The organism is Methylobacterium sp. D48H, from assembly GCF_053345715.1.
This window is the reverse complement of the sequence record NZ_JBKFAP010000004.1, coordinates 1-25294: the sequence shown is the minus strand read 5'-3', so window position 1 is coordinate 25294 and position 25294 is coordinate 1. Positions and strand designations below refer to the sequence as shown.

23 protein-coding genes, 1 rRNA gene and 1 pseudogene are annotated in these 25294 nt (G+C 72.2%); 16 read left to right on the top strand and 9 right to left on the bottom strand.

Annotated elements, in window-relative coordinates:
- Positions 1-48 precede the first annotated feature (48 nt).
- Complete coding sequence (locus tag ACLBX8_RS10450; RefSeq protein WP_447715058.1) at positions 49-657, bottom strand: PAS domain-containing protein; 609 nt, start codon at positions 655-657, stop codon at positions 49-51.
- 213 nt (positions 658-870) lie between these two features.
- On the opposite strand from ACLBX8_RS10450, the gene ACLBX8_RS10445 reads away from it, so the two are divergent.
- Together ACLBX8_RS10445 and ACLBX8_RS10440 are read left to right on the top strand one after the other, a co-directional pair.
- Positions 871-1110 (top strand): type II toxin-antitoxin system Phd/YefM family antitoxin, encoded by a 240-nt coding sequence (locus ACLBX8_RS10445; RefSeq protein WP_026605131.1) that lies wholly within the window; start codon positions 871-873, stop codon positions 1108-1110.
- Between the two features lie 4 nt (positions 1111-1114).
- Positions 1115-1561: a PIN domain-containing protein gene (locus tag ACLBX8_RS10440; RefSeq protein WP_447699358.1), complete on the top strand. Its 447-nt coding sequence runs from the start codon at positions 1115-1117 to the stop codon at positions 1559-1561.
- Positions 1562-1614: 53 nt separating this feature from the next.
- Here the strand turns inward: ACLBX8_RS10440 and ACLBX8_RS10435 are convergent, their stop codons facing one another.
- On the bottom strand, positions 1615-2226 hold the full coding sequence (locus ACLBX8_RS10435) for a TetR/AcrR family transcriptional regulator (protein WP_447699359.1): 612 nt from the start codon (positions 2224-2226) through the stop codon (positions 1615-1617).
- Positions 2227-2583: 357 nt separating this feature from the next.
- Here ACLBX8_RS10435 and ACLBX8_RS10430 point away from each other — a divergent pair, with 357 nt between their 5' ends.
- Positions 2584-3606 (top strand): alpha/beta hydrolase family protein, encoded by a 1023-nt coding sequence (locus ACLBX8_RS10430; protein WP_447699360.1) that lies wholly within the window; start codon positions 2584-2586, stop codon positions 3604-3606.
- A gap of 85 nt (positions 3607-3691) precedes the next feature.
- On the opposite strand, the gene ACLBX8_RS10425 is transcribed toward ACLBX8_RS10430, so the two are convergent.
- Positions 3692-4255, bottom strand: coding sequence for a TetR/AcrR family transcriptional regulator (locus tag ACLBX8_RS10425; RefSeq protein ID WP_132368769.1), 564 nt, complete (start codon positions 4253-4255; stop codon positions 3692-3694).
- Positions 4256-4357: 102 nt separating this feature from the next.
- On the opposite strand from ACLBX8_RS10425, the gene ACLBX8_RS10420 reads away from it, so the two are divergent.
- On the top strand, positions 4358-5563 hold the full coding sequence (locus ACLBX8_RS10420) for an MFS transporter (RefSeq protein WP_091981604.1): 1206 nt from the start codon (positions 4358-4360) through the stop codon (positions 5561-5563).
- A 223-nt stretch (positions 5564-5786) separates the two neighbouring features.
- Entirely contained in the window at positions 5787-6917 is a 1131-nt protein-coding gene (locus ACLBX8_RS10415) for an epoxide hydrolase family protein (protein WP_447699361.1), read from the top strand.
- Between the two features lie 58 nt (positions 6918-6975).
- Here ACLBX8_RS10415 and ACLBX8_RS10410 read toward each other — a convergent pair whose 3' ends face one another.
- Entirely contained in the window at positions 6976-7887 is a 912-nt protein-coding gene (locus tag ACLBX8_RS10410; RefSeq protein WP_447699362.1) for an MBL fold metallo-hydrolase, read from the bottom strand.
- 178 nt (positions 7888-8065) lie between these two features.
- Here ACLBX8_RS10410 and ACLBX8_RS10405 point away from each other — a divergent pair, with 178 nt between their 5' ends.
- From ACLBX8_RS10405 to ACLBX8_RS10370, 8 genes are all read left to right on the top strand, one after another.
- Positions 8066-9406 carry a sensor histidine kinase gene (locus tag ACLBX8_RS10405; RefSeq protein ID WP_447699363.1) on the top strand — a complete coding sequence of 447 codons (1341 nt, stop codon included), beginning with the start codon at positions 8066-8068 and terminating at the stop codon, positions 9404-9406.
- 8 nt (positions 9407-9414) lie between these two features.
- Positions 9415-10074 (top strand): response regulator transcription factor, encoded by a 660-nt coding sequence (locus ACLBX8_RS10400; protein WP_020094410.1) that lies wholly within the window; start codon positions 9415-9417, stop codon positions 10072-10074.
- A 393-nt stretch (positions 10075-10467) separates the two neighbouring features.
- Positions 10468-10728, top strand: coding sequence for a hypothetical protein (locus ACLBX8_RS10395; RefSeq protein ID WP_026605127.1), 261 nt, complete (start codon positions 10468-10470; stop codon positions 10726-10728).
- Positions 10729-10783: 55 nt separating this feature from the next.
- Entirely contained in the window at positions 10784-11674 is an 891-nt protein-coding gene (locus ACLBX8_RS10390) for an SMP-30/gluconolactonase/LRE family protein (RefSeq protein ID WP_056531092.1), read from the top strand.
- Between the two features lie 77 nt (positions 11675-11751).
- A complete protein-coding gene (locus ACLBX8_RS10385; protein ID WP_447699364.1) occupies positions 11752-13581 on the top strand; it encodes a glycoside hydrolase family 15 protein in 1830 nt (609 codons plus the stop codon).
- Between the two features lie 59 nt (positions 13582-13640).
- Positions 13641-14153, top strand: a complete 513-nt coding sequence (locus tag ACLBX8_RS10380; RefSeq protein ID WP_447699365.1) for a hypothetical protein — start codon at positions 13641-13643, stop codon at positions 14151-14153.
- Between the two features lie 414 nt (positions 14154-14567).
- Positions 14568-14690, top strand: coding sequence for a hypothetical protein (locus tag ACLBX8_RS10375; protein WP_447699366.1), 123 nt, complete (start codon positions 14568-14570; stop codon positions 14688-14690).
- 470 nt (positions 14691-15160) lie between these two features.
- Positions 15161-15511, top strand: coding sequence for a hypothetical protein (locus ACLBX8_RS10370; RefSeq protein ID WP_056531099.1), 351 nt, complete (start codon positions 15161-15163; stop codon positions 15509-15511).
- 95 nt (positions 15512-15606) lie between these two features.
- Here the strand turns inward: ACLBX8_RS10370 and ACLBX8_RS10365 are convergent, their stop codons facing one another.
- Together ACLBX8_RS10365 and ACLBX8_RS10360 are read right to left on the bottom strand one after the other, a co-directional pair.
- Complete coding sequence (locus ACLBX8_RS10365) at positions 15607-15900, bottom strand: hypothetical protein (protein WP_447699367.1); 294 nt, start codon at positions 15898-15900, stop codon at positions 15607-15609.
- A 129-nt stretch (positions 15901-16029) separates the two neighbouring features.
- The gene (locus ACLBX8_RS10360; RefSeq protein ID WP_447715057.1) at positions 16030-16578 is read right to left on the bottom strand and encodes a hypothetical protein; all 549 of its coding nucleotides are present in this window, start codon (positions 16576-16578) and stop codon (positions 16030-16032) included.
- Between the two features lie 551 nt (positions 16579-17129).
- On the opposite strand from ACLBX8_RS10360, the gene ACLBX8_RS10355 reads away from it, so the two are divergent.
- Positions 17130-18326, top strand: coding sequence for an FAD-dependent monooxygenase (locus ACLBX8_RS10355; protein WP_447699369.1), 1197 nt, complete (start codon positions 17130-17132; stop codon positions 18324-18326).
- 191 nt (positions 18327-18517) lie between these two features.
- Here the strand turns inward: ACLBX8_RS10355 and ACLBX8_RS10350 are convergent.
- A pseudogene (locus tag ACLBX8_RS10350) lies at positions 18518-19273 on the bottom strand (DUF72 domain-containing protein).
- Positions 19274-19339: 66 nt separating this feature from the next.
- Between ACLBX8_RS10350 and ACLBX8_RS10345 the strand changes: the two are divergent.
- The gene (locus tag ACLBX8_RS10345; protein ID WP_447699370.1) at positions 19340-19702 is read left to right on the top strand and encodes a DUF4186 domain-containing protein; all 363 of its coding nucleotides are present in this window, start codon (positions 19340-19342) and stop codon (positions 19700-19702) included.
- 95 nt (positions 19703-19797) lie between these two features.
- On the opposite strand, the gene ACLBX8_RS10340 is transcribed toward ACLBX8_RS10345, so the two are convergent.
- Both ACLBX8_RS10340 and ACLBX8_RS10335 read right to left on the bottom strand, forming a co-directional pair.
- On the bottom strand, positions 19798-22182 hold the full coding sequence (locus ACLBX8_RS10340; protein ID WP_447699371.1) for a type IA DNA topoisomerase: 2385 nt from the start codon (positions 22180-22182) through the stop codon (positions 19798-19800).
- A 375-nt stretch (positions 22183-22557) separates the two neighbouring features.
- Entirely contained in the window at positions 22558-24324 is a 1767-nt protein-coding gene (locus tag ACLBX8_RS10335; RefSeq protein WP_447699372.1) for a monovalent cation:proton antiporter-2 (CPA2) family protein, read from the bottom strand.
- Between the two features lie 672 nt (positions 24325-24996).
- Between ACLBX8_RS10335 and ACLBX8_RS10330 the strand changes: the two genes are divergently transcribed.
- Positions 24997-25294 (top strand): 16S ribosomal RNA (locus ACLBX8_RS10330); the annotation flags it as partial.

Here is a 25294-nt window from a genome sequence, read left to right as displayed (position 1 = left end):
TCGGACGACGCTCCGCCCCATGCTGTATCGGGTGCCGGCGCGCCGCGATCAGTTCATCTGGCGGTGCCGGTTCTGGACCTCCTGGAGGGCGAGCCTGCGGCCCAGCGTCATCAGCAGCGCTTCGGCCTGCACCTTGAGCTCCGCGTCCCGCAACTCGCTGATCGCGTACATCGCCGCGATGGCATGATCCGCTGCCAGCTCGAGGGGCGACGTCTCCGCACGCGGCACGGCCTCGTCGGCCATGTCCTCGAACATCCGCATCCGGGTGATGTCGAGGAGGATGCCGCTGCCGCCCTGGAGCCGCCCGACATGATCGCCGGTGAAGCGCCCGCGCACCAGGACCCAGCGCGTCCGACCGTCCGCCGAGGTCACCCGATGCTCGGCGAGGTACGGTGTCCCCTCGCGGGCGCTGCGCCGAATCAGATCATCGATCCGCTCGCGATCGTCCGCGTGGATGCTGCTCATGTAGCGGCCGAGCGGGACGCCTTCCTCGGCCTCGGCTGGATCGACATTGTACACCAGGGCGACGAAGGCGTCGGCCCGCACCCGATCGACGCCCGCGTCCCATTCCCAGCGGCCGACGACGTCGAGCGCGTCCAGCGCCGTCTGGAAGGTTTCCGAGGCTGTTTGCCCGTCTAGGGGCTTAAAAGCTGCCACCCGAGCACCCGTATTCAGTTAACACTAACATGGGTGGGCCTAAAGCGCTGCAACCGCAAGGGGCATAATCTGGTCTGCAATCAACTGTTGCGTGCCGGACACGGGTCGGCCCCGGCGAGCCGCCGGGGCCGGGTACCGACGACGGGCCGCGGGCGGTCCTTGCAGATCGGAACGTGGACACCCATTATGACTACAGTGGTCACGGAGGGCGCCATGCAGGAGATCCAGCTTCGGGACGCCAAGGCGACGCTGTCGGCCGTCATCGACCAAGCGAAGCAGGGCGCGCCCTCAATCATCACCCGCCACGGCCGCCCCGAGGCCGTGCTGCTCAGCTTCGAGGACTGGCAGCGGCTGTCCCGCGTCCCGTCGTTCGGCCGCCTGCTCATGGCCGCGCCCGTCGCGGCGGACGACCTCGCCCCTCCGTCCGGCGGGCTCAGAAGCGCCGAGCTGTGAGGCGGTGTACCTCGTCGACACCAACGTGCTCTCGGCCGGCGCGCCGACCAAGGCCGTTCCGGCCGTCGCACTGATCGACTGGATGGACCGGAATAGCGCGGGGCTCCACCTCTCGGTCGTCACGATCGCCGAGATCGAGGACGGCATCGCGAAGAGCCGCAGGGACGGTGCCGCGCGCAAGGCCGAGCGCCTCGCGGCGTGGCTGGAGACCTTGCTGCACCTGTACGCCGCCAAGGTCCTCCCGATCGACCTCGCCGTCGCGCGCCACATCGGCGGGTTGTCCGATCTGGCGCGCGGACAGGGGCACGCGCCCGGCTTCGCGGATCTCGCGATCGCCGCCACCGCGCGCTGCAACGGCTGGACGGTCCTGACCCGGAACGTGCGGCACTTCGCGCCGCTCGGCGTTGCCGCCTGCGATCCCTTCGTCGCGCTGCCGGCCGATGGGCGGTGACGGCGTCGCGCCGGTCACCGCGGGGCCGCGGCGGCGTGCCGATCGCGGCGGGACTATCGGGACGGTGTGCAGAACTCGGCCGTGAGACCAGCGAAGGCCGCCCGCAGGAAGGCGTCCACGGGACGGTCGCCGCCCGCCTGGATCCAGGCCTCGATCGCCAAGCGCATCGCACCGAGCGACGCCATGGCGACGAGGCGCAGCGGGGCGCTGCGGACGGGATCCGGCCAGCGCTCGATCAGCGCGGCATGCAGGGCCTGCTCGTGCAGGCCGTAGGCCGCCTGCTTGCGGGCCTTCAGGGTCTCGCTGGACCGCATGACGCGATCGATACTGATGAACTCCCGGGTCCGGAAACCCGTCGACAGCGCCAGCAGGGCGTCCCGGACGGCCTCGACCGGGACCTTGCCCTCCGGCTGGGCCAGGACGGCCTTGCGCAGCGCCGCGCCGAAGCCGCGCATCTGCCAGTCCAGCAGGATCTCTTCCTTTGACTTGAAGTAGTAGAAGAAGGTTCGACGCGAGATGCCGGCCGCCTCGGCGATCGCGTCCAGGGTCGTCGCCTCGTAGCCGTGCCGGCTGAACAGCCGCAGGCCGGTCTCGGCGATCCGTTCCAGAGTCTCCTGCCGTTTTCGCGCGCGCAGGCTGCCGGGCTTCGGTGGCGGGCTCCCCATGCCGGCGTTGTGACATGCGATTCCGCACTTGCAAAGTTGCACGCGGTGCAATTATATTTTTTACACCGAGTGCGATTTTGATGCGCGGTCTCGGGACGCGGTGCGGAGTCCGGTCGGGCGCCCGCCCCTTCCTGCCGATATCGGCAGCCTCGTTCGCCGTCGGGGCCTCCGTCGGCGAACGGAATTCGGTTGGCGCGCGCCGGGGGGCGAGGGCGCGTCGTGATCGGGCTGCGGCCGGCGATGCGCGGCTCTGCGAACCCTCCTGGCTCCCCTCCTCTCGCGAAAGCCCTCCTCATGCTCGAGTCTTCCGGTCCGACAGCGGCACGGCCGTTGCCCAACCGTCGGCAGGTCGGCGCCATGCTGCTGGGAATCCTGGCCGCGGGTGTGACGCGGCCGGCCGCGGCGGAGCCCGTCGTCGAGGACGTCCGGATCGTCGACTTCGACTGGGTCGACGGCGCGCGCCAGCGACCGGTGCCGGTACGCCTGTACTGGCCGAACACGTCGTCCCTCCGGCGGCGCGTCCCGCTGGTCGTGTTCTCGCACGGTCTCGGACAGTCCCGGACCGGCTACAGCTATCTCGGTCGGCACTGGTCGTCCCACGGGATCGCGAGCCTGCACCTGCAGCACGTCGGCAGCGACAGCTCCGTCTGGACCGGCAATCCCCTGGCCCTGCTCGACCGGATCGAGCGGGCGGCGCAGGAACGGGAGGCGATCGCCCGGGCGCGCGACCTGCGCTTCGCCCTGGACCGCTTCCTCGTTCAGGAGGGGGGCGCCTTCGGAGACCGGATCGACCCGCGCCGGATCGTGGCGGCCGGCCATTCCTACGGCGCCAACACGACTCTGATCGCCGCGGGTGCGCGCGTCGTCCGCGACGGGCACGCCCTTCAGGCGCGGGATCCGCGGATCGCGGCCGGGATCGTGATCTCGGCGCCGCCCTTCTACGGCGAGCGCGACCTCCGGGCCGTCCTGGGCGCCGTCGAGATCCCGACCCTGCACGTGACGGCGACCGAGGATGTCATCCAGCTGCCCGGTCGCACCTCGCCGTTCAGCGACCGCCTCGCCGTGTACGAGGCGATCGCGACGCCCCGGAAGTCCTTGGCGGTCTTCCAGGGCGGCTCGCACAGCATCTTCACCGACCGTCCCCTCACGGGCGGTCTGAACCTGAACCCGCAGGTCAAGGCGGCGACCGCCGCCGGGACGCTGGCCTTTCTCGACCTGGCCTTCCGCGGCGATCCGGAGCCGCTGCGCGCGTGGTCCTCGACCTGGCGACCGATCCTCGCCGTCGCGCCCGCGGGCTACGCGAGCGCGTCGCTGGCGCAACCCGCGATAGCGACCCGCGGAAAGGAGCGGACGCGCGCCCAGCCCGTGGAGCCGCTCTGACAGGCCGCTCGTCGCGCCCCTTGGCGACTGAGGTCAGGAGCCCGGCCTCCTCCGCGAGGTCGGTGCACGGGGTCGGCGCCTCGGGTCAGGTCGCTTCGCGCGCCGTCAGGGTGCGGTCGACCAGCTCGAGGATCCGTTCCCGCTCCAGCGCGGTCCCGAACAGGATCCGGTAGAGGATCGGCGAGACGACCCCGTCCAGCACCGCCTCGGGGTCCGGGAAGGCCTCGCCGCGGGCCACGGCCCGATCCGCGATGATCGCGATCTGATCGCGGGTGAAGCTGCAGCATCGCTGGGCACAGTTCGCGTCCGCCGCCGCCAGGACGTCCCGGATCATCTCCCGCCCCGGTGCGGACGACATCTCGTCCGCGTACTGCTCCGCCCACGCCTCGAGATCGGTCCGGCCGCTCCCGGTATCGGCCGGCTCGCCGTCGGGACGGAGCCGCTCGACCGCGACATCGGCCAAGAGCTCGGCGAGCGTGCCCCACCGGCGGTAGATCGTCGACGGCGTCACGCCGGCCGCGGCGGCCACCAGGGGCACCGTGATCTCCGAACGGTCCGTCGTGGTCAGGAGCGCGCGCACGGCCGCCTGAACCGAGGTCTGCACCCGCGCGCTGCGGCCGCCCGGACGCGGCCCTTGCCTCGTCGTCATCCTGCACTCTGCCATCTGGGGCGCCACAAACGCAAAGATATTGCGTTTGTGGCGCGGAGGGCCTACGCATCAAACGCAACGGATTAGCCTTTAGGTTCGCCAATGACCAGGGACCGCAAGCTGAAAGTTGTGGCTGTCGCAGGCAGCGGCACGCTGTTCTTCCACGCGGCGGTGCTCGGCACCTTCCTCGCCGCGTCCGCCGCTCCGACGCCGCTGTACCGGTTCTACCAGGAGACCTACGCGCTCTCCCCCGTGCTCACGACCGCGGTGTTCGCCGTCTACGCGCTGGCGCTCCTCAAGGCGCTCCTCGTCGCCGGGTCGATCTCGGACCATCTGGGCCGACGACCGGTGATCTTCGGCGCGCTGCTCCTCGAGCTGGTGGCGATGGCCCTGTTCACGACGGCCAGCGGGGCTTGGGGACTCATCGCGGCGCGCTTCGTCCAGGGCGTGGCGACCGGCATCGCGGCGAGTTCGCTGGGCGCCGCGCTCGTCGACGTCGACCGGGCGCGGGCCCAACTCGTGAACGCGATCATGCCGCTGATCGGGATGGCGGCGGGCGCGCTCGGAACCAGCGCCCTCGTGCAGTACGGCCCGCACCCTCTCCACCTCGTCTACGCGATCCTGGGCGCGGTGTTCGCCGCGCAGGCCGCTCTCCTCTGGCTCACGCCCGAGACCGGCGAGCGCCGCGCGGGCGCCCTGCGGGCCCTGAGGCCGCGCGTCGTGGTTCCGCCACAGGCCAGGCGGCCGCTCGCCGCGATCACGCCGACCAACATCGCGACCTGGATGCTCGGTGGCTTCTACCTCTCCATCGTTCCCTCGCTGGTCGTCGCCGCGACGGGCAGCCGGACCCCGTTGACGAGCGGCGTCATGGTCGCGGCCCTGATGGTCGCCGGCGCCCTCGCGGTCCTCCAGCGGCGCGGCCGGGACGCCGCGGCCAACCTGACGATCGGGACGCTCGCCATGACCGCCGGTCTCGTCATCGTGCTCGCCGGCATGCACGGCGGGAGCGTGCCGGTCCTGATCGGCGGGACCCTGGTCGGCGGGGCCGGCTTCGGGACGAGCTTCCTCGGCGCCCTCGGCACGATCGTCCCGCTGGCGAAGCCGAGCGAGCGGGCGGAGCTCCTCGCGAGCTACTACGTCGAGAGCTACCTGGCGTTCAGCCTCCCGGTGATCTGTGCCGGGTATCTCGTGCGCCGGATCGGCTACGTGACGACCGCCGACCTCTACGCGGCCGCGATCCTCGCCATGAGCGCGGCCGGGTTCCTGGCGCGGCGGGCGCTGACGTCGCGACGCGTCTCGCCCGGCTGACGTACCCTGCCTGCGGCGCTCCGGTCGGGTCCGCGTCCCGGACGGGCACCGAAGCCGGCCGCCGGGGGCCCTCGCGCGATCGCGCCGCCAACAGCCGTCGTGCCGGCCGGGGCGATCCCGGCGCGACCGTCCCGGCCCGGCCGCGTTGACCCGGATCAACGTTGCGCGAACGGGACGGCCGTTATCGGCACGCTCCCGGGACGCGGAGCCGAGCGGAGGCATCATGCGAGACTTCACCGTCGCCTGGGACGCGAACCGGCTGGCCTGGGTGCGGGAGCGCGTGCGGGCCTACCGCATGCCGCGCCTGCCGACGGGGGCCGGCTGGCGCTACGGCTGCGATCCGGACGTCCTGGCCGACCTGTGCGCCCACTGGCTCGACGGCTTCGACGAGGCCGCGGCCGCGGCCGAGCTCAACCGCTTCCCGCAGATCCTGGCCCGCGTCGAGGATCTCGACCTGCACGCCGTCCACGTCGTCGGCGAGGCGGAAGGCCGGCGCCCGCTGCTGCTGATCCATGGCTGGCCGGGTTCGATCTACGAGTTCTGGTCGGTGATCGAGCCCCTGGCCTTCCCGTCGCGCCACGGCGGGCGGCCGGAGGACGCGTTCGATCTCGTGATCCCGGCGCTGCCCGGCTTCGGCTTCTCGGGCAAACCCGCCGTGCCGATCGGCGCGCGCAGCACGGCGCGGCTGTTCGACCGCCTGATGCGCGAGACTCTGGGCTACCCGCGCTACCGGGTGCAGGGCGGCGACTGGGGCGCCGGGGTCGCGGCCTGGCTCGGCCTCGACCACGCCGCGTCGCTGGAGGCGATCCACCTGAACTACCTGCTGGTGCAGCCCGATGCCGAGCCGGAGAGCGCCGCGGAGCGGGTTTGGCAGAAGCAGGCCGGAGCCACCCAGCAGGCGCTCGGGGCCTACGCGCAGCTGCAGGGCACCAGGCCGCTCTCGCTCGGCTACGCCATGGCGGACGAGCCGGTGGCGCAGCTGGCGTGGCTGGTCGAGCGCTTCCACGACTGGGCCGACCTGCGGGAGCGGCCCTTCGCGCAGGTCTTCACGAACGATCAGCTCCTGACCAACGCCCTGCTCTACATCCTCACTGATTCCTTCGCGACGGCGACGTGGTTCTACGCCGGCGCGCAGCAGGAGGGTGTGCGCCGGATGCCGCCGGGGCGGCGCGTCACGGTGCCGACGGCCTTCGCGGCCTACCCGGATCCGCGCACGCCCGCGCCGCCGCGAGAGTGGCTGGAGCGCGGCTACGCGGTCTCGCGCTGGCAGACGATGCCCCGCGGCGGCCATTTCGCCGCCATGGAGGCGCCGGACCTGTTCGTCCGGGACCTGCGGGACTGGGGCCGCGGCTGACGGCGTCGTCCCGCCGCATCGCGGGCTCAGCCGGACCCGGCGGCACGAACCGGATCCTCTAGATCAGCGCGTAGCCCGCCCCGTCCCGCTCGATCCGCCCGCGGGCGGCGAGGTGCATCCCGGTCACGCTCAGGCCCTCCGCCGCCGCGCGGTCGAGGATGCGCCGGCGGGTCGCGATCGCCTCCGCCGGATCCGTGTCCCAGATGACGGTCCAGTCCGGGTGCGGCATCTGCAGGAGCCGCGAGTGGATGACGTCGCCCCAGATCAGCAACCGGTCCGCGCCGTCCGCGATCAGCACGCCCATGTGACCCGGCGTATGGCCGGGGAGCGGCATCGCGCGGATGCCGGGGGCGAGCTCGGCCTCGCCCGAGAGGCGGCGGATCCGATCGGGGTAGGCGGCGAGCACGGCCTGCGCCGTCTCGAACATCGGTCGCAGGGCGTCGGGCGCGGCGGCCCGCGCTCCCGCATCCGACCAGTAGGCGACCTCGCGCTCCTGCACCACGAGCTCGGCGTTCGCGAACCGCGCCAGGCGGCCCGGCGTCAGGAGACCGCCCACGTGGTCGGCGTGGAGATGGCTCAGCCAGATGGTCTCGACCTGGTCGGGCCGCACGCCCTCCGCCGCCAGCGCGGCGGTCACCCGGTTGAAGTCCGGTCCGAAGACCGTTCCGCACCCCGCGTCGAGCAGCCAGTGGCGCGCGCCGCACCGGATCAGAAAGGCGTTGACCGGCTCCGGCGACGGACCGTCCCCGGGAAGACCGGCCCCCGTCAACAGAGCCCGTCCGGCCAGGCTCTCGGCCGCGGGCATCATGCGCGGCTCCAGCGGGAACAGCCCGTCGCGCAGGGGCGTCACGGTGAAGGCGCCGACCCGGTAGGGCGGGGTTCCGGTCGCGGCCGCGCCGGGGCGGTGCAGGCCGAGCGGCAGCAGGGCGGCGGCGGCGAGCAGGCTGCGGCGGGACAGGTGAGAGGCCATGGCGGGCTCCGCGGGAGACGGGACGCCGCCATCCTGCGGGGCGCGTGGGGCGCGGGCCAGGGATATCCTCCCGCGCACGGCCGGGTATTCTTCCCGCGCTGCCTCGGCGCGGCTTGCGCGCCGGGCCCTTCCCGGTGCCAGATCGGCACGTCGCTTCGAGTCCGGCCGTTTCGCCCCCATGAGCCTGCCCGCGCATCTCGGCCTACGCCTCCTCGTGGTCGCCCTCCTGTGCCTGGCCGGAGCGGTCGCCTGGACCGGCTTCGCGGCCCAGGCGAGCCTGCAGCGGGAGGCCGCGACCTCGGCGGAGCGGATCGCCGCGCAGCTCGCGCGTCAGCCGGGCCTCGGCAGCGCCGGTCCGGTCGCGATGCCCGCCGCGCCGCCGCAACCCGCACCGGCCCTCCTCACCATCCTCCCGGGGATCTGCGCCGACATCCAGCTCGGCGTCGAGTTGCCGCGGCGCGTCTGCGGCGACTGGGATGGCCTCGACGCCGCCCCCGCGTGGTTCCGGGAGGCGGTCGCGGGGGACGCCGCGGCCGCGCCGACGATCCGCGCGATCGTCTTCCGCGAGCGCACGATCGGCAGCGTCACCGCTTGGCCCGATCCGATCGCCGCGGCGGCCCGCGTCTGGCAGCGGGTGCGTCTCGCGGGCGGGCTCGCGCTCGCTCTGACGGCGGCGACACTGCTCCTCAACTGGCTCGCGGTCACGCGCCTCGTCGCGCCCGCCGGGCAGATCGTGCGCGGGCTGGCGAGGCTCGACGCGGCCCGGACCCGGTCGCCGCTGCCGCGCTTCGCCGCCGCCGAGTTCGACCGGATCGCACGCGCCTGCGATGACCTCGCCGACCGGCTCGCCCGCGCGGAGGCCGCGCGCGCGGAGCTGATGCAGCGGCTCGTCACGGTGCAGGAAGAGGAGCGGCAGGCGCTCGCGCGGGACCTGCACGACGCCTTCGGCCAGTGCCTCGCCGCCGCGGGCGCCCGGGCGGCCGCGATCGAACTCGCCGCGCCCGACGACCGCGAGGATCTGCGCGCGGACGCGCGCGGCATCGAGGTCGTCCTCGCCACCATGCGGGAGAGCCTGCGCGGGGCGCTGGCGCGCCTCGAACTGCCCGACCTCGCCGAGACCGGGCTGGAGGACGCGCTGCGGGACCTCGTGGCGGATTGGCGGGCGCAACTCAGGTCCGGCCCGGCCCTCCATCTCGACGTGGCCGGCGACCTCGCCGACATGCCCGTGACCGTGTCGGCGAGCCTCTACCGCATCGCGCAGGAGCTGCTGACGAACGCCCTCCGCCACGGGCGTCCGAGCCGGATCTTCCTGCGGGTCGTCCGGACGGAGACCGGAACGCGGACGGTGACGCTCACGCTGGACGACGACGGCAAGGGCGATGTCTCGCGCACGGCCTCCGGCACGGGCCGCGGCCTCGTCGGCATCCGCGCGCGGCTCGCCGCCCTCGGCGGCAGCTTCACGCTGACGGGTACCGGCAGCGGGATCCGCGCCTGCGCGACCGTCCCGACCGCGGTCTGAGACGTCTCATGCCCACGTCCATCCTCCTCGTCGACGACCATCCGGTGGTGCGCGAGGGCTATCGCCGCCTGATCGAGCGACAGCCGGGACTCGTCGTGACGGCGGAGGCGGCGAGCGCGGCGGAGGCCTACCGCCAGTACAAGGCGCACGGGCCGGATCTCGTGATCCTCGACCTGTCGCTCCCGGGGCCGAGCGGCATCGAGGCCATCCGGCACATCCGCCAGTGGGACGGGGCGGCCCGCATCCTGGTCTTCAGCATGCGCACCGGAGCCGTCGTCGCGCGCCGAGCCTTCGCCGCGGGGGCGTGCGGCTACGTCACCAAGGCGAGCCCGCCGCGGGCGTTGCTGGCGGCGGTGGCGGCCGTGCTGCGCGGCGAGCGGGCGATGAGCGCTGACATCGCCCACGCGATCGCCCAGGACGAGGTGGCGGGCGGGCGCTCGGCCGTCGACGCGCTGAGCCCGCGGGAAGTCGAGATCCTGAGCCTGACCGCGGGGGGTATGACGGCGCAGGCCGTGGCCGAGGCCCTCTGCTTGAGCCTGAAGACGGTGCACAACAACCTGTCCGGGATCCGCGCCAAGCTCGGTGCCCGAACCGATGCACACCTCGTCTGGATCGCCGTGGGCGCCGGGCTCGTGTGCCCGCCCGAAGAGCTGGCCGGCAGGGCGTGACGGGGACAGCGCGCATCTGTCTGAGTGACGGATGATCCTTCCCGACATCCATCGCTGAACTGCGCGCCGCGTTTAATCCGCGCCGATGCGTGCGTGAGGGCACTCCGCGATTGCATGTCACCATCTACTTTGCCATCGCGGCACGAAATGATGCGTGAAGTCACGGTTGATGATTTTGCCGAGACTGCGGATTAAACGACGATTACATGGAGAGGGCGTCGCTGCTCTTGGTCGGCGAGGTGCGCAGGTCGCGGGCCGGCGGGGAGCACCCCCGCACCGATGGCAGCGTGGTCGATCGTGGATCTCCCGTCGGTCGTCGGCTCTCGCCCCGCGGACGAGGCGCGCATCACCGCGCAGGCAGATCGGATCGGAGATTGAATCGGGAGGCTCGCCATGACTGTCGGACAAGCGATGACCCGTGGAGCGATCATCGGCCTGATCGCGCCGTTCATCTGCATCCATGCGGCGCTGGCAGCCGCGTTCACGGGGACGGGCGGCGGCCCTGAGACCACGATCAACGCGCCGTACCGCTCGTCGGTGGGGCAGACGGTGCCGCCCGGCGCGGGGGCCGCGCCGCTGCACGATCCGCGCGAACGGACGCGACGGCAGAAGGACCTCGACGCGGTCCTCGGCAGCGTCTGCGACAAGTGCTGACGTCGTCGCGACAGGTCCGCCTCGAACATCGACCGACACGAACGGGAACGAGCATTTGCGTCCTCCGCACGACATCCGAATTCTCAGCCAGGTGCGCTGCCACCTCGGTGAAGGACCGAGCTACGATCCGCGCACCGGGACGGCGTGGTGGGTCGATATCTTGGAAGCGCGCCTGTTCGAGAAGCCGATCGCGAGCGCCCAAAAGGCGCTCGTCCACGTCCTGCCCGTCCAGGTCAGCGACATCGCGGCGATCGACGGCGCCCACCAGTTGCTCTCGGCGGAGGACGGTCTCTACGTCCGGTCGATCCGGGACGGGGATATCCGGATGCTCTGCCCCCTCGAGGAGGATCTGCACGACAACCGGTCCAACGACGGCCGCGTCCATCCGAGCGGCGCGCTGTGGATCGGCACGATGGACCGCGACGCCACCAAGGGGCGCGGCTCGATCTATCACGTGGCCGGCACGAAGGTGCACCGCCTCTTCGGCGGCCTGACGATCCCCAACGGCATCAGCTTCTCGCCGGACGGCGCCACCGGCTACTTCGTCGATACCGACGTCGGCGTGCTTCACCGCGTCCCGCTCGATCCGAGGACCGGGCTGCCGCGGGGACCGGTCGAGATCCATTTCGACCACCGCGGCGGCGAGGGCGCGATCGACGGCGCCGCCGTGGATGCCGAGGGCCTGATCTGGACGGCGCGCTTCGGCGCCGGCTGCCTCGACGCCTACAGCCCCGCGGGCGAGCGGGTCCGCACCGTGTCGGTGCCGATGCGGCAGCCGACCTGTCCGACCTTCGCGGGACGCGATCTCGACCGCCTGCTGGTCACGTCCGCCTACGAGGGCATGGACGTGGCGGACCGCGCCGAGGATCCGGAGCATGGCCGGACGATCCTGATCGACGTGGGCGCGCGGGGGCTGCTGGAACCGGCCTTCCGGCTCTGCGCCTGACCGGGCCGGACCGCGGTCCTCGCCCGCCCTCGCCCGACATCAGCCGGCGCGTCGAAGCGCAACACCCAGGAGACTTCATGACCGACGCGGGCGAGCGCCCCTATCAGCCGATCGAAGCCTACGCCCTCCTGAGCAACTGCGAGGGGTGCGCGCTCGTCGCCCGCGACGGATCGATCGACTGGGCCTGCCTGGAGCGCTTCGACGCCGACCCGGCCTTCTCCCGGCTGCTCGACCGCCGGCGCGGCGGCCATTTCTCCATCCGCCCCGAGGGGCGGTACGAGACGGCGCGGCAGTACCTGAGCCGCAGCAACATCTTGGAGACCACCTTCACCACCCCGGACGGCTTCGTGACCCTGCACGACTTCATGGTCGGGCCGGAGGGCGGTACGCACCGGCCGCTCCTGGTCCGGCTCGTCAGCGGCGTGTCGGGCCGTGTCCCGATGGTGGTCGCCTACCGGCCGCTGGCGGGCTTCGCCGAGTCCTTCGCGCCGCCGGAGATCGCGGGCGGCCGGGTGACGGCACCGGGATGCCCGGGCCTCGTCGCGGATGTCGAACTCGTGCGGGACGGCGCCGGGGCCGCCGCGCGGTTCGTCCTCGAGGGCGGGCAGGCGCGGAGCTTCAGCCTCTACGGCGATGCCCTGCCGGACGCCCCGCCGGACGCGCGCGCCCTGATGGAGCGGACGCGCAAGGCTTGGGTGCTGTGGACGCAGGACGCCGCCTACACGGGACCGCTCGCCGATGAGCTGATCCGGTCGGCGCTCGTGCTCAAGGCGCTGACATACGCGCCCACCGGCGCGATGGTCGCGGCGGCCACGACCTCCCTCCCCGAGGAGATCGGGGGGATCCGCAACTGGGATTACCGGTTCTGCTGGATCCGCGACGCGTGCCTGTCCTTCTACGTCCTGAAGAAGTTCGGCATGCTGCGCGAAGCCGAGGCCTTCTTCGGGTTCGTGTCCGACCTCTGCGCGCGGGCGGAGGGGCGGCTGCGGCCGCTCTACAGCGTCTCGGGCGAGGCCGACCTCGCCGAGACCACGATCGCGCATTTCGAGGGCTGGCGGGGCAGCGCGCCGGTGCGGGCCGGCAACGAGGCCGCCGAGCAGCATCAGGCCGACGCGTACGGGCAGGTGCTCGACCTGCTCTACCTCTACACACGCCTGGGCGGCACGCTCCCGGAGGCGATGCTCGGGCACGGCGCCCGGCTGGCCGACATCTCCGCCGCGCACTGGCACCGGCCCGACGCGGGTCTCTGGGAGCCGCGCAAGCCCGAGCAGCGCTACCTCCACGCGGCGATCATGAACTGGGTCGCCCTGGACCGGGCGATCCGCCTGTTCGGCCCGCGCGAGACGTGGTGCCGGGAGCGCGACCGCATCGTCGCCTGCGTGAACGGCCCGGGGATCCACCGGGACGGCTACTACCCGCAATATCTCGGCGGTGACGACGTCGACGCCGCCCTGCTGATGGCGCCCCTGGTCGGCTTCCCGGTCGACGAGGCCGCCTTCGCCCGGACCGTGGACGTCGTCATCGAGCGCCTCGGGCACGGCCACCTCGTCTACCGCTACCGGAACGACGACGGCCTGCCCGGCCACGAGGGCACCTTCCTGCTCTGCGCCTTCTGGCTGGTCGACGCGCTGCTCTGGCTCGGCCGGGACGCGGAGGCGCGGCTGCGCTTCAACGCCCTGCGCGCCCTCCAGAACGACGTCGGCCTCTACGCCGAGGAGGTCGCGCCGGACGGCGCCTTCCTGGGGAACTTCCCCCAGGCCTTCAGCCATCTCGGCTTCATCCACAGCGCCCTGATGCTCGACCTGTTCGACCACGGCGGTCGCGCGGCGGTGCAGGGCACCTACGCCGACCGGTCCCTGCGCGAGACGGCGCTGCGCCGGACACCGACCCTGGGCGGCCCCGACTGATCGCCGCCCGCCATCCGCCCGTCCGCTGTCGCCACCCCTCATTCAGCACAGGAGTGCCCATGTCCCGATCGAGCCGTCACGAAGCCCGTCTCCTGAGCGTGGACGAGGCCGATCTCGTCGCGCGCTCGCATCACCCCTGGCTCGGTGAGGCCGATGACGGCGGCTTGGCGGAGCTGGTCGCGCGTCTTCGGGCAAGCCGCGACCGTGCGCGGGATATCTCCCGCCGGCAGCGCCGCGAGCTGCGCGGCAAGGCCGCCCCGTCCGGCGCGCGCGCCGCGACCGACAATACCGGGACCCGCCGGAAGGCCGCGGTGCTGGCAGCCGCGGTGAAGCGCGCCAGCAAGGAGAGCGAGCGCAGGCGGACCGCCCGGGCGCGCGGTCGCCTGGTCACGAGCTCCCGCAGGGCGCTGGCGATGAAGCAGGCCGCCGGCGATCACGGTCTCGCGCGACCGACCTCGCGCACCGCGCACGATGGCATGCAGGCCGTTCCGAACGACGGCCTCGCGCCGTCGGGCGCCCTCGACAGCGCGGGACACGAGATCGCGCGGCGGCGCGGCGGCGGTCCGCGGTAGCGCCAGACCCGGACGGCCGCCGCGGGCGCTCCGGGCTCGGCCCTTGCACACCGGCGTCGGCCTCCGCGGCCACTCACCGGTAGCGGACGGGCCGGATCCGCGGCGCGCCTCTCATCCGGCCGCGGCCGGTCACGGGCGCGGGCCCCCGCCTCGCGGTGCGCTCCGGCGCGGATCCCGCGAGATCCCTGTCGCGGCTCTCACGCGAACCTCGCGGACGCACCCGTCATGGAGCGACAGGAGACGTCGGTCCTGGCAGGGTGGGATCCGATCGTGGCCCCGGGCCGTAGCGGAGCGCGCCCGGACCAGGCGCGCATGAGGATGTTGTCGATGCGGGGCGCCGCGCTGATTTTCGGGACACTTCTCGTCATCGCAACATTCGTGTGGTTCATGTACTTCGTCCCCCTGGGATGTGCGATGAACACGACGGGGTGCCGGGAGACCTTCTCGGTCTGGAGCGGCGGCGGCCTGGTCCATTTCTGGGCGCCGCTCCTTGTCGCGGGCGTGGCGATCCTTTTCGGATTGTCCGGCTCCAGGTAGATCGGCGGTATTCGCGCATTGCGAGGCAGGGCCGCCGACGCTCCGGTCGTCGACGGGATCTGGTCAGCGGCGACGAGAGGGTCGTCGATGAACGTCTAGACGGCCGTGCAGCCGTTCCGGTGATCCTGCCCCTCGGTCACGGGTCAGCTTGCCGGCGGGACCGGGCCGTGCGAGGTGTCGCCCGCGACGATGCCTGACGTGAGTTGATCCGCCGATCGCATGAGCCTCGCCGTCGACCCGACCCGCGCCCGGACCCTGATGACCGCCGATCTGCACCGCGGCTATCGCGGCCGGGAGGGCGACCGACGGTCCGCGCGGGATGCCGGTCGATACCAGTCTCGGCGTCGGACAATCCCCGCGACCCGGCGAAAACGCGACTGGGCCGCCCATTGCAACCTCGTGCCGGCGCCTGCCGGAGGAACCGCGTCCCGCGAGGCGGGACCGTTCGCCAAGACAGGGGATGTCCGGGAATGATCATCTGGTCCGGCTGGGGAATGCTGACGGCGCTGATCGCGGCGGCGGGCCTGATCGGCAGCGTGCTGCTCGATCCGGCGCTCGCCCGCCTGGGCGTCCCGACGCCCACGGGCGTCATCCTGGTGTGGGTGGTGGCGGCCGGCTTCAACTGGTGGCTCGGCACCCGGCTGAACGGCCGGCCGGGCCGCGAACTGCTCGACCCGCGCACGGGGCAGACGGTGATCCTGCGCCCGCGCCACACCCTGTTCTGGATCCCGATGCAGTACTACTCCGTGCTCATGGTTCTGCTCGGTCTGCTCGCCGTGATCGGCGCGATGCACGCCGGCTCGCCGGGCCGGCCTGTCTGATGGGCGAGCGCCGCGCCGCGGGTGCGCGGCCGCGACCTCTCCGAGGCCTCTCAGGCGCTCGACGCCGCGGCGCAGGGATGAAGCCCGTGGTGATTTTAGGGGCAGTCCGGAGCGTCCGGTATCGCGTCGAAGGGCTGCGGTCCCGGCTGTGCTCGGGGGCGGACGACGACGCGGACCGTGACCCGGCAGTCACCCGCCCGGACGCGGTAGCGCTCCCCGTCGACGCGCTCGACTGCATCGATCGGACGCGATCCCAGCACCCGCGCGGCCGCCTCCGCGACGGCCTGGACTTCACGCACGCGTTGCCAGGACGGCGGCAGGGCGGCCTGGGAAGTCGTCGGAAGCAGCGCGAGCCCCGTCGCGCTTAGCCAGCGCCGCGCGGCCATCATGCCCGGGCCTCCCGGGTCCTGGCGGGAGCCGACACCGGCGCCGGGACAGCGGCCCGGATCGGCCGGACCGCGAAGAGCCGAAGGCGTCGGCGCGTGGGCGTCTCTCCGTTCATGCGGCGGGGACGAACCTCAGCGGACCGCGAAGACGGAGGCCGGCGCCCCGTAGCGCCGGTCCCAGCCTTCCCACGCGACGTCGGTCGGTCCCACGGCGAAGTCGACGACCCGCCAGCCGTTTCCGTCCTGGCGCAGCAGCGCGGCGTAGTCATTCGAGTCGAGATCGTCCGCGGCGCGAGGGAGGGGTCGGCCGTCGGGCCGCTGCATCCGCGCGAAGAGGAAGGCCCAGGGGCCGACTTGGTTCAGGGCGTGCACGACGAACTGCACCGGCTGTCCCCGCCCGGTCTCCGCGGGGCCCCGGGCGACATCGAGCAGGGCGCGCCGCGCCGCGCCCTGCGGGGTCTCCGTCCCGGCCTGTGCGGGCTGTCGCGTGCCGTCGCCGCAGGGCTGCCAGGTTCTCTGGGCGCCGGTGTCGGCCGGGCGTCCGTAGCACCAGCCCGCGGCGGCGAGCCGGCGATCGAGGCCGTCGCGCCGTTCGCAGGCCGCCTGCGTGCGCGGATCGTCGCCGGAGCCGCCGCGGCAGAGGCCGTTGGCCGTGGTCCAGTCCCGGAGAAGCGCCGGCACCGGTTCGGCGCGCGTCGCCGTCGGCGCCGCGATCATCAGGGCGCAGAGCGCGCCGACGCGCCGTGTTCGCCGGGTCCGGTCTCTCCGGCTTTCGCAGGGCGCGCGGCCATCACCGGGGAGGCCGCCATCGGCCCGCGCGACGGCGTGGCGGGCCGGAGCAGCGGATCCGCGCGTCTCCGCACCGGCGTCACCCGACCGCGCGCCAGTACCCGGACCGCCGATGGACCTTGCGTGTCCCCCTGTCATGCCCTGAAATCCCTGCCTGCGCCGGTCTCACGTCAGCCTTGAGCAGACCAGACCGAGTTCCGCGCGCGTCCCGCGCGGGACGATCGGCACGATCGTCGCGCTCATGTTGGGCACGCGGCGAGACCTGTCGAGGGGATCGGCGCCGCCGCGGGTCGGAGCGGGTGCGCCTCCGCGGCGCTGCACAGCCGGGTGGCGATCCCACCGTCGGCACTGCCGAGACGGGAGCGTCCCGCCGCGAACAGCCGCGCTCGTCGCCGGCAACCCGTTGCACCGGGCGCTGTTGGGTCCCCGGGAGTGGTTTCCGTATGGCGCGTCGCATCCTGATCACCGGCGCTAGCATCGCCGGCAACACGGTGGCTTGGTGGCTCGGCCGCAGCGGCTTCGACGTGACCGTCGTCGAGCGCGCGCCCGCCTTCCGGGACGGTGGGCAGAACGTCGATGTGCGCGGTGTCGGTCGCACGGTGCTGCGCCGGATGGGTCTGGAACGGGCCGCCCTCGACAGCGGCACCGGCGAGGAGGGCACGGCCTGGATCGACGGCCGGGGACGGGTCGCCGCGCGGTTCGACGTCGCCGGGGCCGAGGGTGATGGGCCGACCGCCGAGATGGAGATCCTGCGCGGCGACTTGGCGCGCCTTCTCTACGAGCCGGCCCGGGAGCGGGCCCGCTACCTCTTCGGCGACCGTGTGGCCCGCCTCGCGGAGGACGGGGACGCGGTCGCCGTCACCTTCGCGGGCGGCGAGACGGAACGCTACGACGCGGTGATCGTGGCGGAGGGCGTCGGCTCATCGACCCGCGAGCTCGTCTTTCCCGGAGAGTACGCGCCGCGCTGGATGGATCTGACCATCGCGTACTTCACGATTCCCAGAATCCCCGGCGACGACCGGATGTGGCGCTGGTTCAACGCCACGGGCGGCCGCAGCATCTCGCTGCGGCCGGACCGGCACGGCACGACGCGCGCGATGCTGACGCTCCGTCAGCCGCCCGGCGGCGAGCAGGACTGGGATATCGCTCGCCAGAAGGCGTTCCTGCGGGCGCGGTTCGCCGGTGCCGGGTGGCAGGCCGGGCGCGTCGTGGCGGGCCTGGACGCGGCGGACGATTTCTACCTCGACGTCCTGCGCCAGGTGAGGATGAAACGCTGGTCGTCCGGACGCGTCGTGCTCACAGGCGACGCGGCTTGGTGCGCGACGCCCCTCGCGGGCATCGGCACGACGCTGGCCGTCACCGGCGCCTGCGTGCTGGCCGGTGAGCTGGCGCGCACCGACACGGTCGCGGCGGGCTTCGCGGCTTACGAGCGGGTCATGCGCCCGTATGTCGAGAGGGCGCAGGGTGTCCCGAAGCTCGCGCCGAAGCTCATGAACCCGCGCACGCGGATCGGCATCCGTCTCCTTCACGCGGCCCTGAACGTCGCGAGCAGGCCCGCCGTTCGCCGCGTCACCGCGAAGCTGTTCGATGGGCGCTCCGAGGAGCCCGATGTCTCCGCTTACGTCGGTCGATCGGCCTGAATCGGCTCCTCGGCACACACGCTCCGGGCGGTTCCACATCGAGCGCTCGGATCGCCACGGCTCGGTTCTCTGCGGGGTCTGACCTTCTCAGGAACGACGGCGTCCGTTGTCGGGGCCGCCTCTCCCGACAAGACCGGCTGTGCCGGCGGGGGAAAATCCTCCCTAGAATTGTGAGATCAATGTCTGTTGTTTCATGAATCGGATCCCTGTCGGGTCTCGACGCGCGCGAGCATGTCGAGGGCATCACCGATCGCGGCGAACTCCGCGGTGTTGTCGAAGATGCACCACGCGCGTCGGCCGAGGGCCTTGTGCGCTCCGAGGCGCTCGGCCATCCGGGACAGGACGCGCGGTTCGTACGCCGAGTAGTACATGCGCGGCGAGCCGTGGAGCCGATAGTAGACGAGGTCCGGCCAGCCACCGGGCATGCCGGCGTTCCGGACCGGCGCGAGGTCGGCCGCGACACGGGCGATCGCGAGGCCGACGAGCAGGCGGTCGACATCTTCTGTGAACCACGTGGCGTGGCGCGGCTCGCAGACGATGTCGCCCGGGAAGCGCCGCCGGAATCCCGATAGGAAGGTCGCCGCGGACGGGCCGTCGAAGGCCAGACTCGGTGGGAGCTGGAGCAGCAGCGGCCCGAGTTTTGTCCCGAGGCCCGTGACCTCCCCGAGGAAGCGCGCGAGGGGCTCATCCACGCCGATGAGGCGCCGCTCGTGCGTGATCGATCGCGGCACCTTCACGGCGAAGCGGAACCCGTCCGGCACCGCCGCAGCCCATCTCGCGTAGGTCGTCGCCCGATGGGGCCGATAGAAGGCGGTGTTGATCTCGACCGCGGAAAAGCGCTGTCCCTACCGCTCCAGATGGCTGCCCGCCTCTGGGAACTGCGGCGCGTAGGCCTTGGGCAGGCTCCAGCCCGCGATTCCGACGGCGATGGCGTCTGATGGATGCATGGAATACCGCTCGGGGCCGAAGCCATGCCGGCCCGACTGGCGATCGGTAGACCGGGATCTGCGCGCATGCGAGCGCTCGACGAGGTGTTCGACCGTCTCCCGCAATCCGCGTTCCGGCGACGCTTCCGGCTGGCGATCGCCGATCGGGTCTACCTGCGAGAGAAGGGGCTCCCGACGGTCTTGGACCACCCGCGGGACTTCGTGCGGCGACGCCTCGCGTCCGCCGAGCCGAAGAACGACGGCAAGCAGACGCCCTTTCGCGGTCATCCCGTCTTCACGGCGCAGCACGCGACGGCAACCTGCTGCCGCGGTTGCCTGGCCAAGTGGCACGCGATCCCCGCCGGCCGGGCACTGACCGCCGTCGAGCAGGCCCACGTGGTCGCCGCGATCGCGCGCTGGCTGCGCTCCGAGGACCCCGAGGCCGCCTGAGGCGCGCGCCAGGCCGGGCGGCCGGCGCCACCGAGACGGGGCAAAGTCGGCGTCGCGGACGAACGCCGCGATCCGGTCACTCCCGCCGCGGCGCTTCAGGCCCGGCGGCGTGCCGCTGCCGGTCGCGGTGTCCGTGCCACACGGCCCCGCCGCTTCTCCCGCTCCGCGGACCTCTTGCTCTTCGCCCCTCCGGCGTTCGCCTCGTCCCTCCCCTGCCCTGGCCGCGCGGCGTGCGCGTCGAGGAAGCGCCGGCACGCGTCGAAGTCCGTCTCCGCGTCCGGCGGGCACGGGATGCCGCGCTGCTGGGCGAGGCTGCGCGCGTAGCCGACCATCGCCGCGCTCGGGCTCCGCCGGCCGTCTGCGCGGCCGGCGTCGTCCTCCTGTCCGCCACGCGGCCCGGCATGGGTGTCGAGGAACGCGCGGCAGACGCTGATGCTGCTCCTGCAGCCACGCGGCAGCGTCACGCCCTTCCGCTCGGATAGGCTCACGGCGAACGCCACCATGGCCGGCGTCGGCGGCCGCTGGTCGCCCTGACCGGCCGGGATCAGGCTCGGATCGAGGCTGACGGTCGGCGCCTGCGCGATCGCTGCGATCAGGTCGTCGAGGCGGGCGCGGGTGCGCTGGCGGAAGGCGGTCGCGCGCGCGACCGCCTCGGCGCGCGTCACCGCCCGGCCGATCTCGGCGAGCTCCGCCTCGAACATGGCGCGCCCGACCGGATCTCCGTAGGCCGGGAACACGCTGCGCACCGCGCGGACGAAGGTCAGGCCGACTTCGGTGACCTCGATGGCCGGATCCTTGCCGGTAGACAGCGTGATGTAGCGGCTCTTCAGGAGCTTGGGCAGGATCGTGTCGCGCGTCGCGGCCGTGCCCAGACCCTTCGGCTCGTTCGGGTTGGCGGGGTTTTCCAGGGCGCGCTTGGCGGCCGGATCGTCCACTTGGTCGATCAGCCGGCCCATCACCACCGGCAATTCGCCTCGGGTGATCCGCCGCGGCGGCTCGGTCTTCGCGGTGGCGATCTCCGCCGTCGCGGCGGAGGCGCCCTCGCCGTCGGTCACGAGCGGCAGGCGGGTGGCGGTGGCTTCCGCCTCGCGCTTGGTCTTGCCGGGCACGGCATCCGTTTCGAGCTCGGCCTCGCTGCCGTAGAGCGCGCGCCAACCCGGGGCGCGCACGACGCTGCCGGAGACGGCGAACCGCCTCACGCCCAGCGGTGTCGCGACATCCGCCGTGACGCTCGTGCGCGCGTCGACCCCGTCGGGCAGGTGCGCGGCGAGATAGGCCTTCGCCACGAGTTCCCACAAGCGGAACTGATCGGTGCTGAGACGGCCGCGCTCGGGCGCCTTGCGCAGGGGCACGATGGCGTGGTGCTCGCCCGGATCCGCGACGTAGTGGCCCTTCAGGCCGCGACGGATCAGCGGCGCAGCGTCGCGCGGAACGACTGTGCTCAGGTCGGTCAGGACGGTCGTGACGGCCGCGATGATCGCGGCGGCATCGCCGGCCTGGCCCTCGGGCAGGTGCTCCGACTCCGTGCGCGGGTAGCTGAGGTACCCCTGATCGTAGAGGTCCTGAGCGATGCCGGCCGTGTGCTGCGGGTCCCAGCCGAACCGCTTGGCGCAGCGTCGCGCCAGGGTGTCCTTCGAGAACAGCCGGGGCGGCGCGCGCCGGACATCCCTGTGCGCGACCGCCAGAGGGCCCGACCACGTCGCCGCGGCGGACCGGATCGTCTCAGCGACCGCCGCATCGAGGATCCGCTCCTTCGGGGCGTGCCAGAGGGTGATCTCCGCGCCTGCATGGGTCCTAAGGTGCAGCGCGACCTTGAAGAAGTCCTGCGGCACGAAGGACCGGATCCGCTCCTCCAGGTCCGCCAGGATGGCGAGGGTCGGCGTCTGGACGCCGCCGAAGCGCCAGGGCTCCCGGAAGGCGGGCGGGCGCAGGCGCAGCGAGATCGCCCGCGTGCCGTTCAGGCCGAGATGATAGTCCTCGTACTGCCGGCAGAGCGCCTCGAGATAGGCGGCGTAGTCGCGCTCGCCCGAGGCGGGATCCTTGGCCAGGGCCGCGAAGGCGCGTCGGATCGAGACCTCGTCGAGCGCGCCGAGCTTGAGCCGGTCGACCCGGCCGTTCCAGCCGAGATGCTCGAGCACTTCCCACGCGATCATCGAGCCCTCGCGACCCGGATCCGTGGCGATGATCACGCGGTCCACGCCGCTCAGCGCTTGCCGGATCGCGGCGATCTTCGGTGCGTGCGACTGCCCGGACCGGTTCGTGCCGTAGCCGACCGGGATCGTGGGAAGGACGATCGGGAGGAGGTCGAAGCGCCAGGGCTTCCACTCGGGCCGGATGCTGCCCGGCTCCTCGGCCGACAGCAGATGTCCCTCGGCGGCCACGCAGACCGTGCTCGGCGAGCGGAAGAAGCGCTGCAACTGGCGCATCGCCGAGGGCTTCTCGAAGAAGAACAGCGTGCGACCGGAGCTCGGAGATGACATGTCGCTGACCGCTCGGGCTGTCGCCGCGCCTGACCCAGGGTTCACATTTTGTTCCAGGCGGGCTCGGGATGCAACTGGCGCCGCGAGACGGGAAGCCGTGGGGAAGCCGGCGGCGTGTCGCCCTCCCCAGGCACACCGGCCGGCGCCGCGATGCTGGAGCGGCGCTTGTACCTGTGCTCCGGGCTCGCCCGCGGCGGCGACCCGGAATGCCTCCGTGGCCGGATTCCCGCCTGTGGCTGGCGCGTCGCCGTCGACCCGCGCACCGTCCTCCGAAGGCTCCGGGCACGCGCTCGCGTTCTACGGGTTGGCCGCCCCCTGTGCCTGCCGAGACCGGCGCGCCTTCAGCAGGCACGGCACCGAGGCCCGGTCGCTGGCCTAGCCGGCCGCGTGCGCCGAGCCGGGCTTGTTGCCGTGAATGAGGTCCCGACCCGCGTAGATGCCGCCCACGACCTGCAGATCGAGACGCTCCGCATCGCGGCGCCGGACCTCCGCCAGGATCGCGCTGGCCGCTTCCGGCTCGGCTCCGGTCGTCAGGAGCGCCTGCTCGCCGAGGAGCAGAGCCGACTCGACCGTCTCGCGGATCTGGTAGGCCACGCCCGCCTGGATCAGCTCGACCGCGTGTTCGCGATCCCGGGCGCGCGCCAGCACGGGCACCAAGGGGAACTCCGCCTTGGCGATCTCCGCGACGCGTCTGGCCATCGCGGTGTCGTCGACGCAGATCAGGATCGCCCGCGCCGTCGCGGCGCCGGCCGCGTGCAGAATGTCGAGGCGGGTGCCGTCACCGTAATAGACCTTGAAACCGAACCCCTCGGCGAGACGGATGTTGCTCGGGTTCGTGTCGATGATCGAGACCGAGCAGCCCTGCGCGATGAGCGGCTGACTGGCGATCTGGCCGAAGCGGCCGAACCCGACGATCAGGGCGCTGCCCACGAGGTCCTCGGGCGCCTCGACGCCGTCGATGGACGGAACGGCCTTGGGACCGAGACGATCGAAGGCGACGACCACCAGCGGCGTGATCGCCATCGACAGGATGATGGTGGCTGTCAGGACGGCGTTGGTCGTGCCGTCGATGATACCCGCGCTCGCGGCGGCCGCGTACAGCACGAAGGCGAACTCGCCGCCCTGCGCCATCAGGGCCGAGCGTTCCAGCGACTCGGCGTGGGAGGCGCGCAGCACCCGGGCCACGCCGTAGATGAGCAGGCCCTTCACGGTCATGTAGGCGGCGACGCCCGCCAGGATCAGGCCGGCATTCGCGGCGATCACCGTCAGGTCGAGGGACATCCCGACCCCGAGGAAGAACAGGCCGAGCAGGATGCCGCGGAACGGCTCGATATCGGCCTCCAGCTGGTGGCGGAAGCTCGACTCCGAGAGCAGGACGCCGGCCAGGAAGGCGCCCATCGCCATCGAGAGGCCGCCGAGCTGCATCGCGAGGGCCGAGCCGAGCACGACGAGGAGGGCCGCGGCCGTCATGACTTCGCGCGCCTTGGCGGCGGCGAGGAGGCGGAACAGCGGGTTGAGCAGCCAGCGCCCCGCGGCAACGAGCGCGCAGACCGAGAGCAGGGCGATGGCGACCGTGACCGCGCGCTCCGTCGCGCTCGCGGCGCTCCCGCCCGGCGCCAGAAGCGCGACGGCGGCGAGGAGCGGCACGATGGCGAGATCCTCCAGCAGCAGGATCGCCACGATGCGCTGACCCTTCGGCGTCGAGAGCGCGCCGCGCTCCTCCAGGAGCTGCATGACGATCGCGGTGGAGGTCAGCACGAAGCCGGTCCCGGCCACGAAGGCGACGGTGATCGAGAAGCCGAGGGCGAGTCCGACCAGGGTGAGGGCGGCGATGCAGGCGCCCACCTGGGCCAGGCCGAGCCCGAAGATCGCGCGGCGCATGCCCCAGAGCCGGGACGGCTCCATCTCCAGCCCGATGATGAAGAGGAACATCACGACGCCGAGCTCCGCCACGTGGAGGATGGCGTGGGCGTCCGTGAATAGGCCGAGCCCGAAGGGCCCGATCGCCAGTCCTGCCAGGAGGTAGCCGAGGACCGATCCGAGGCCGAGCCGCTTGAACAGCGGGACGGCGATGACGCCGGCCGCCAGGAGGGAGACGACCTGAACGAGTTCGCTCGCGGCACCGGATGCTTCGACGGCCATGGCGGGGTCCTTCCGTGGGTGCACTGGCGCCCCGCGGCCCGTGCAGGGCCCCGACGTCGCGCCGATGGATCCATCTTGAGCGAAGCACGCGCAGTCAGAAATGGAAACTATCGAAACGGATCGTTTCCATGAGCACTCATCGTGCGGCCCGCTCTGACGCGCGATCCGGAGCGAGGCCCCTCGTCCGGATCGCGGAGGGGTGTGCTGGCAGGCTGGCGCGGCGACGGGTCTCTGCGCGCGGGGGCTCTGCCGGATCCGGGAGCGGTGTCCGCACACGCGGACGACCGCGCCCGCCAGCCTCCGGCGGTCGAAGAAGACGGGCGATTGACAGCCGATTTCTGGCGCCCTATACGGCGCCTCCCGACGCGGTGCCCGGCCAGGGCGGGCCGCTCGGACGGACTTCCACTGAAGACTGCAAGCAACGGTCGGTGAGCGCCGAGTAGTTTTTTGTTGATCTTCAAATGGCACTTGTGTAAACAGGCGCCGTTCTTTGACAAGTGAATACGGGAAAGAGAAGCGTGGACGGCGCTTGTCCTTGCGGGTCCGGCGAGAGCCGGATCAACGAGAGAAGCGAGCTGTCTAACGCTTCGGAAGCTCACATATCCGGGCAGTGATGCCGGGATGATTGTGAGCCTCTGTCAAGTAGTTGTGATCAGCTTAGATCAATCTCTTCAACGTGAGAGTTTGATCCTGGCTCAGAGCGAACGCTGGCGGCAGGCTTAACACATGCAAGTCGAGCGGGCCTTTCGGGGTCAGCGGCGGACGGGTGAGTAACGCGTGGGAACGTGCCTTCTGGTTCGGAATAACCCTGGGAAACTAGGGCTAATACCGGATACGCCCTTTTGGGGAAAGGTTTACTGCCGGAAGATCGGCCCGCGTCTGATTAGCTAGTTGGTGGGGTAACGGCCTACCAAGGCGACGATCAGTAGCTGGTCTGAGAGGATGATCAGCCACACTGGGACTGAGACAC

Excerpts from the sequence above, each read along its gene's own strand:
- ACLBX8_RS10400 (WP_020094410.1), top strand. The coding sequence starts at position 9,415 with ATGCCCACGTCCATCCTCCTCGTCGACGACCATCCGGTGGTGCGCGAG.
- ACLBX8_RS10435 (WP_447699359.1), bottom strand. The coding sequence starts at position 2,226 with ATGGGGAGCCCGCCACCGAAGCCCGGCAGCCTGCGCGCGCGAAAACGG.
- ACLBX8_RS10385 (WP_447699364.1), top strand. The coding sequence starts at position 11,752 with ATGACCGACGCGGGCGAGCGCCCCTATCAGCCGATCGAAGCCTACGCC.
- ACLBX8_RS10340 (WP_447699371.1), bottom strand. The coding sequence starts at position 22,182 with ATGTCATCTCCGAGCTCCGGTCGCACGCTGTTCTTCTTCGAGAAGCCC.
- ACLBX8_RS10410 (WP_447699362.1), bottom strand. The coding sequence starts at position 7,887 with ATGGCCTCTCACCTGTCCCGCCGCAGCCTGCTCGCCGCCGCCGCCCTG.
- ACLBX8_RS10355 (WP_447699369.1), top strand. The coding sequence starts at position 17,130 with ATGGCGCGTCGCATCCTGATCACCGGCGCTAGCATCGCCGGCAACACG.
- ACLBX8_RS10425 (WP_132368769.1), bottom strand. The coding sequence starts at position 4,255 with ATGACGACGAGGCAAGGGCCGCGTCCGGGCGGCCGCAGCGCGCGGGTG.
- ACLBX8_RS10420 (WP_091981604.1), top strand. The coding sequence starts at position 4,358 with ATGACCAGGGACCGCAAGCTGAAAGTTGTGGCTGTCGCAGGCAGCGGC.
- ACLBX8_RS10335 (WP_447699372.1), bottom strand. The coding sequence starts at position 24,324 with ATGGCCGTCGAAGCATCCGGTGCCGCGAGCGAACTCGTTCAGGTCGTC.
- ACLBX8_RS10395 (WP_026605127.1), top strand. The coding sequence starts at position 10,468 with ATGACTGTCGGACAAGCGATGACCCGTGGAGCGATCATCGGCCTGATC.
- ACLBX8_RS10380 (WP_447699365.1), top strand. The coding sequence starts at position 13,641 with ATGTCCCGATCGAGCCGTCACGAAGCCCGTCTCCTGAGCGTGGACGAG.
- ACLBX8_RS10345 (WP_447699370.1), top strand. The coding sequence starts at position 19,340 with ATGCGAGCGCTCGACGAGGTGTTCGACCGTCTCCCGCAATCCGCGTTC.
- ACLBX8_RS10405 (WP_447699363.1), top strand. The coding sequence starts at position 8,066 with ATGAGCCTGCCCGCGCATCTCGGCCTACGCCTCCTCGTGGTCGCCCTC.
- ACLBX8_RS10365 (WP_447699367.1), bottom strand. The coding sequence starts at position 15,900 with ATGATGGCCGCGCGGCGCTGGCTAAGCGCGACGGGGCTCGCGCTGCTT.
- ACLBX8_RS10370 (WP_056531099.1), top strand. The coding sequence starts at position 15,161 with ATGATCATCTGGTCCGGCTGGGGAATGCTGACGGCGCTGATCGCGGCG.
- ACLBX8_RS10415 (WP_447699361.1), top strand. The coding sequence starts at position 5,787 with ATGCGAGACTTCACCGTCGCCTGGGACGCGAACCGGCTGGCCTGGGTG.
- ACLBX8_RS10430 (WP_447699360.1), top strand. The coding sequence starts at position 2,584 with ATGCTGCTGGGAATCCTGGCCGCGGGTGTGACGCGGCCGGCCGCGGCG.
- ACLBX8_RS10375 (WP_447699366.1), top strand. The coding sequence starts at position 14,568 with ATGAACACGACGGGGTGCCGGGAGACCTTCTCGGTCTGGAGCGGCGGC.
- ACLBX8_RS10445 (WP_026605131.1), top strand. The coding sequence starts at position 871 with ATGCAGGAGATCCAGCTTCGGGACGCCAAGGCGACGCTGTCGGCCGTC.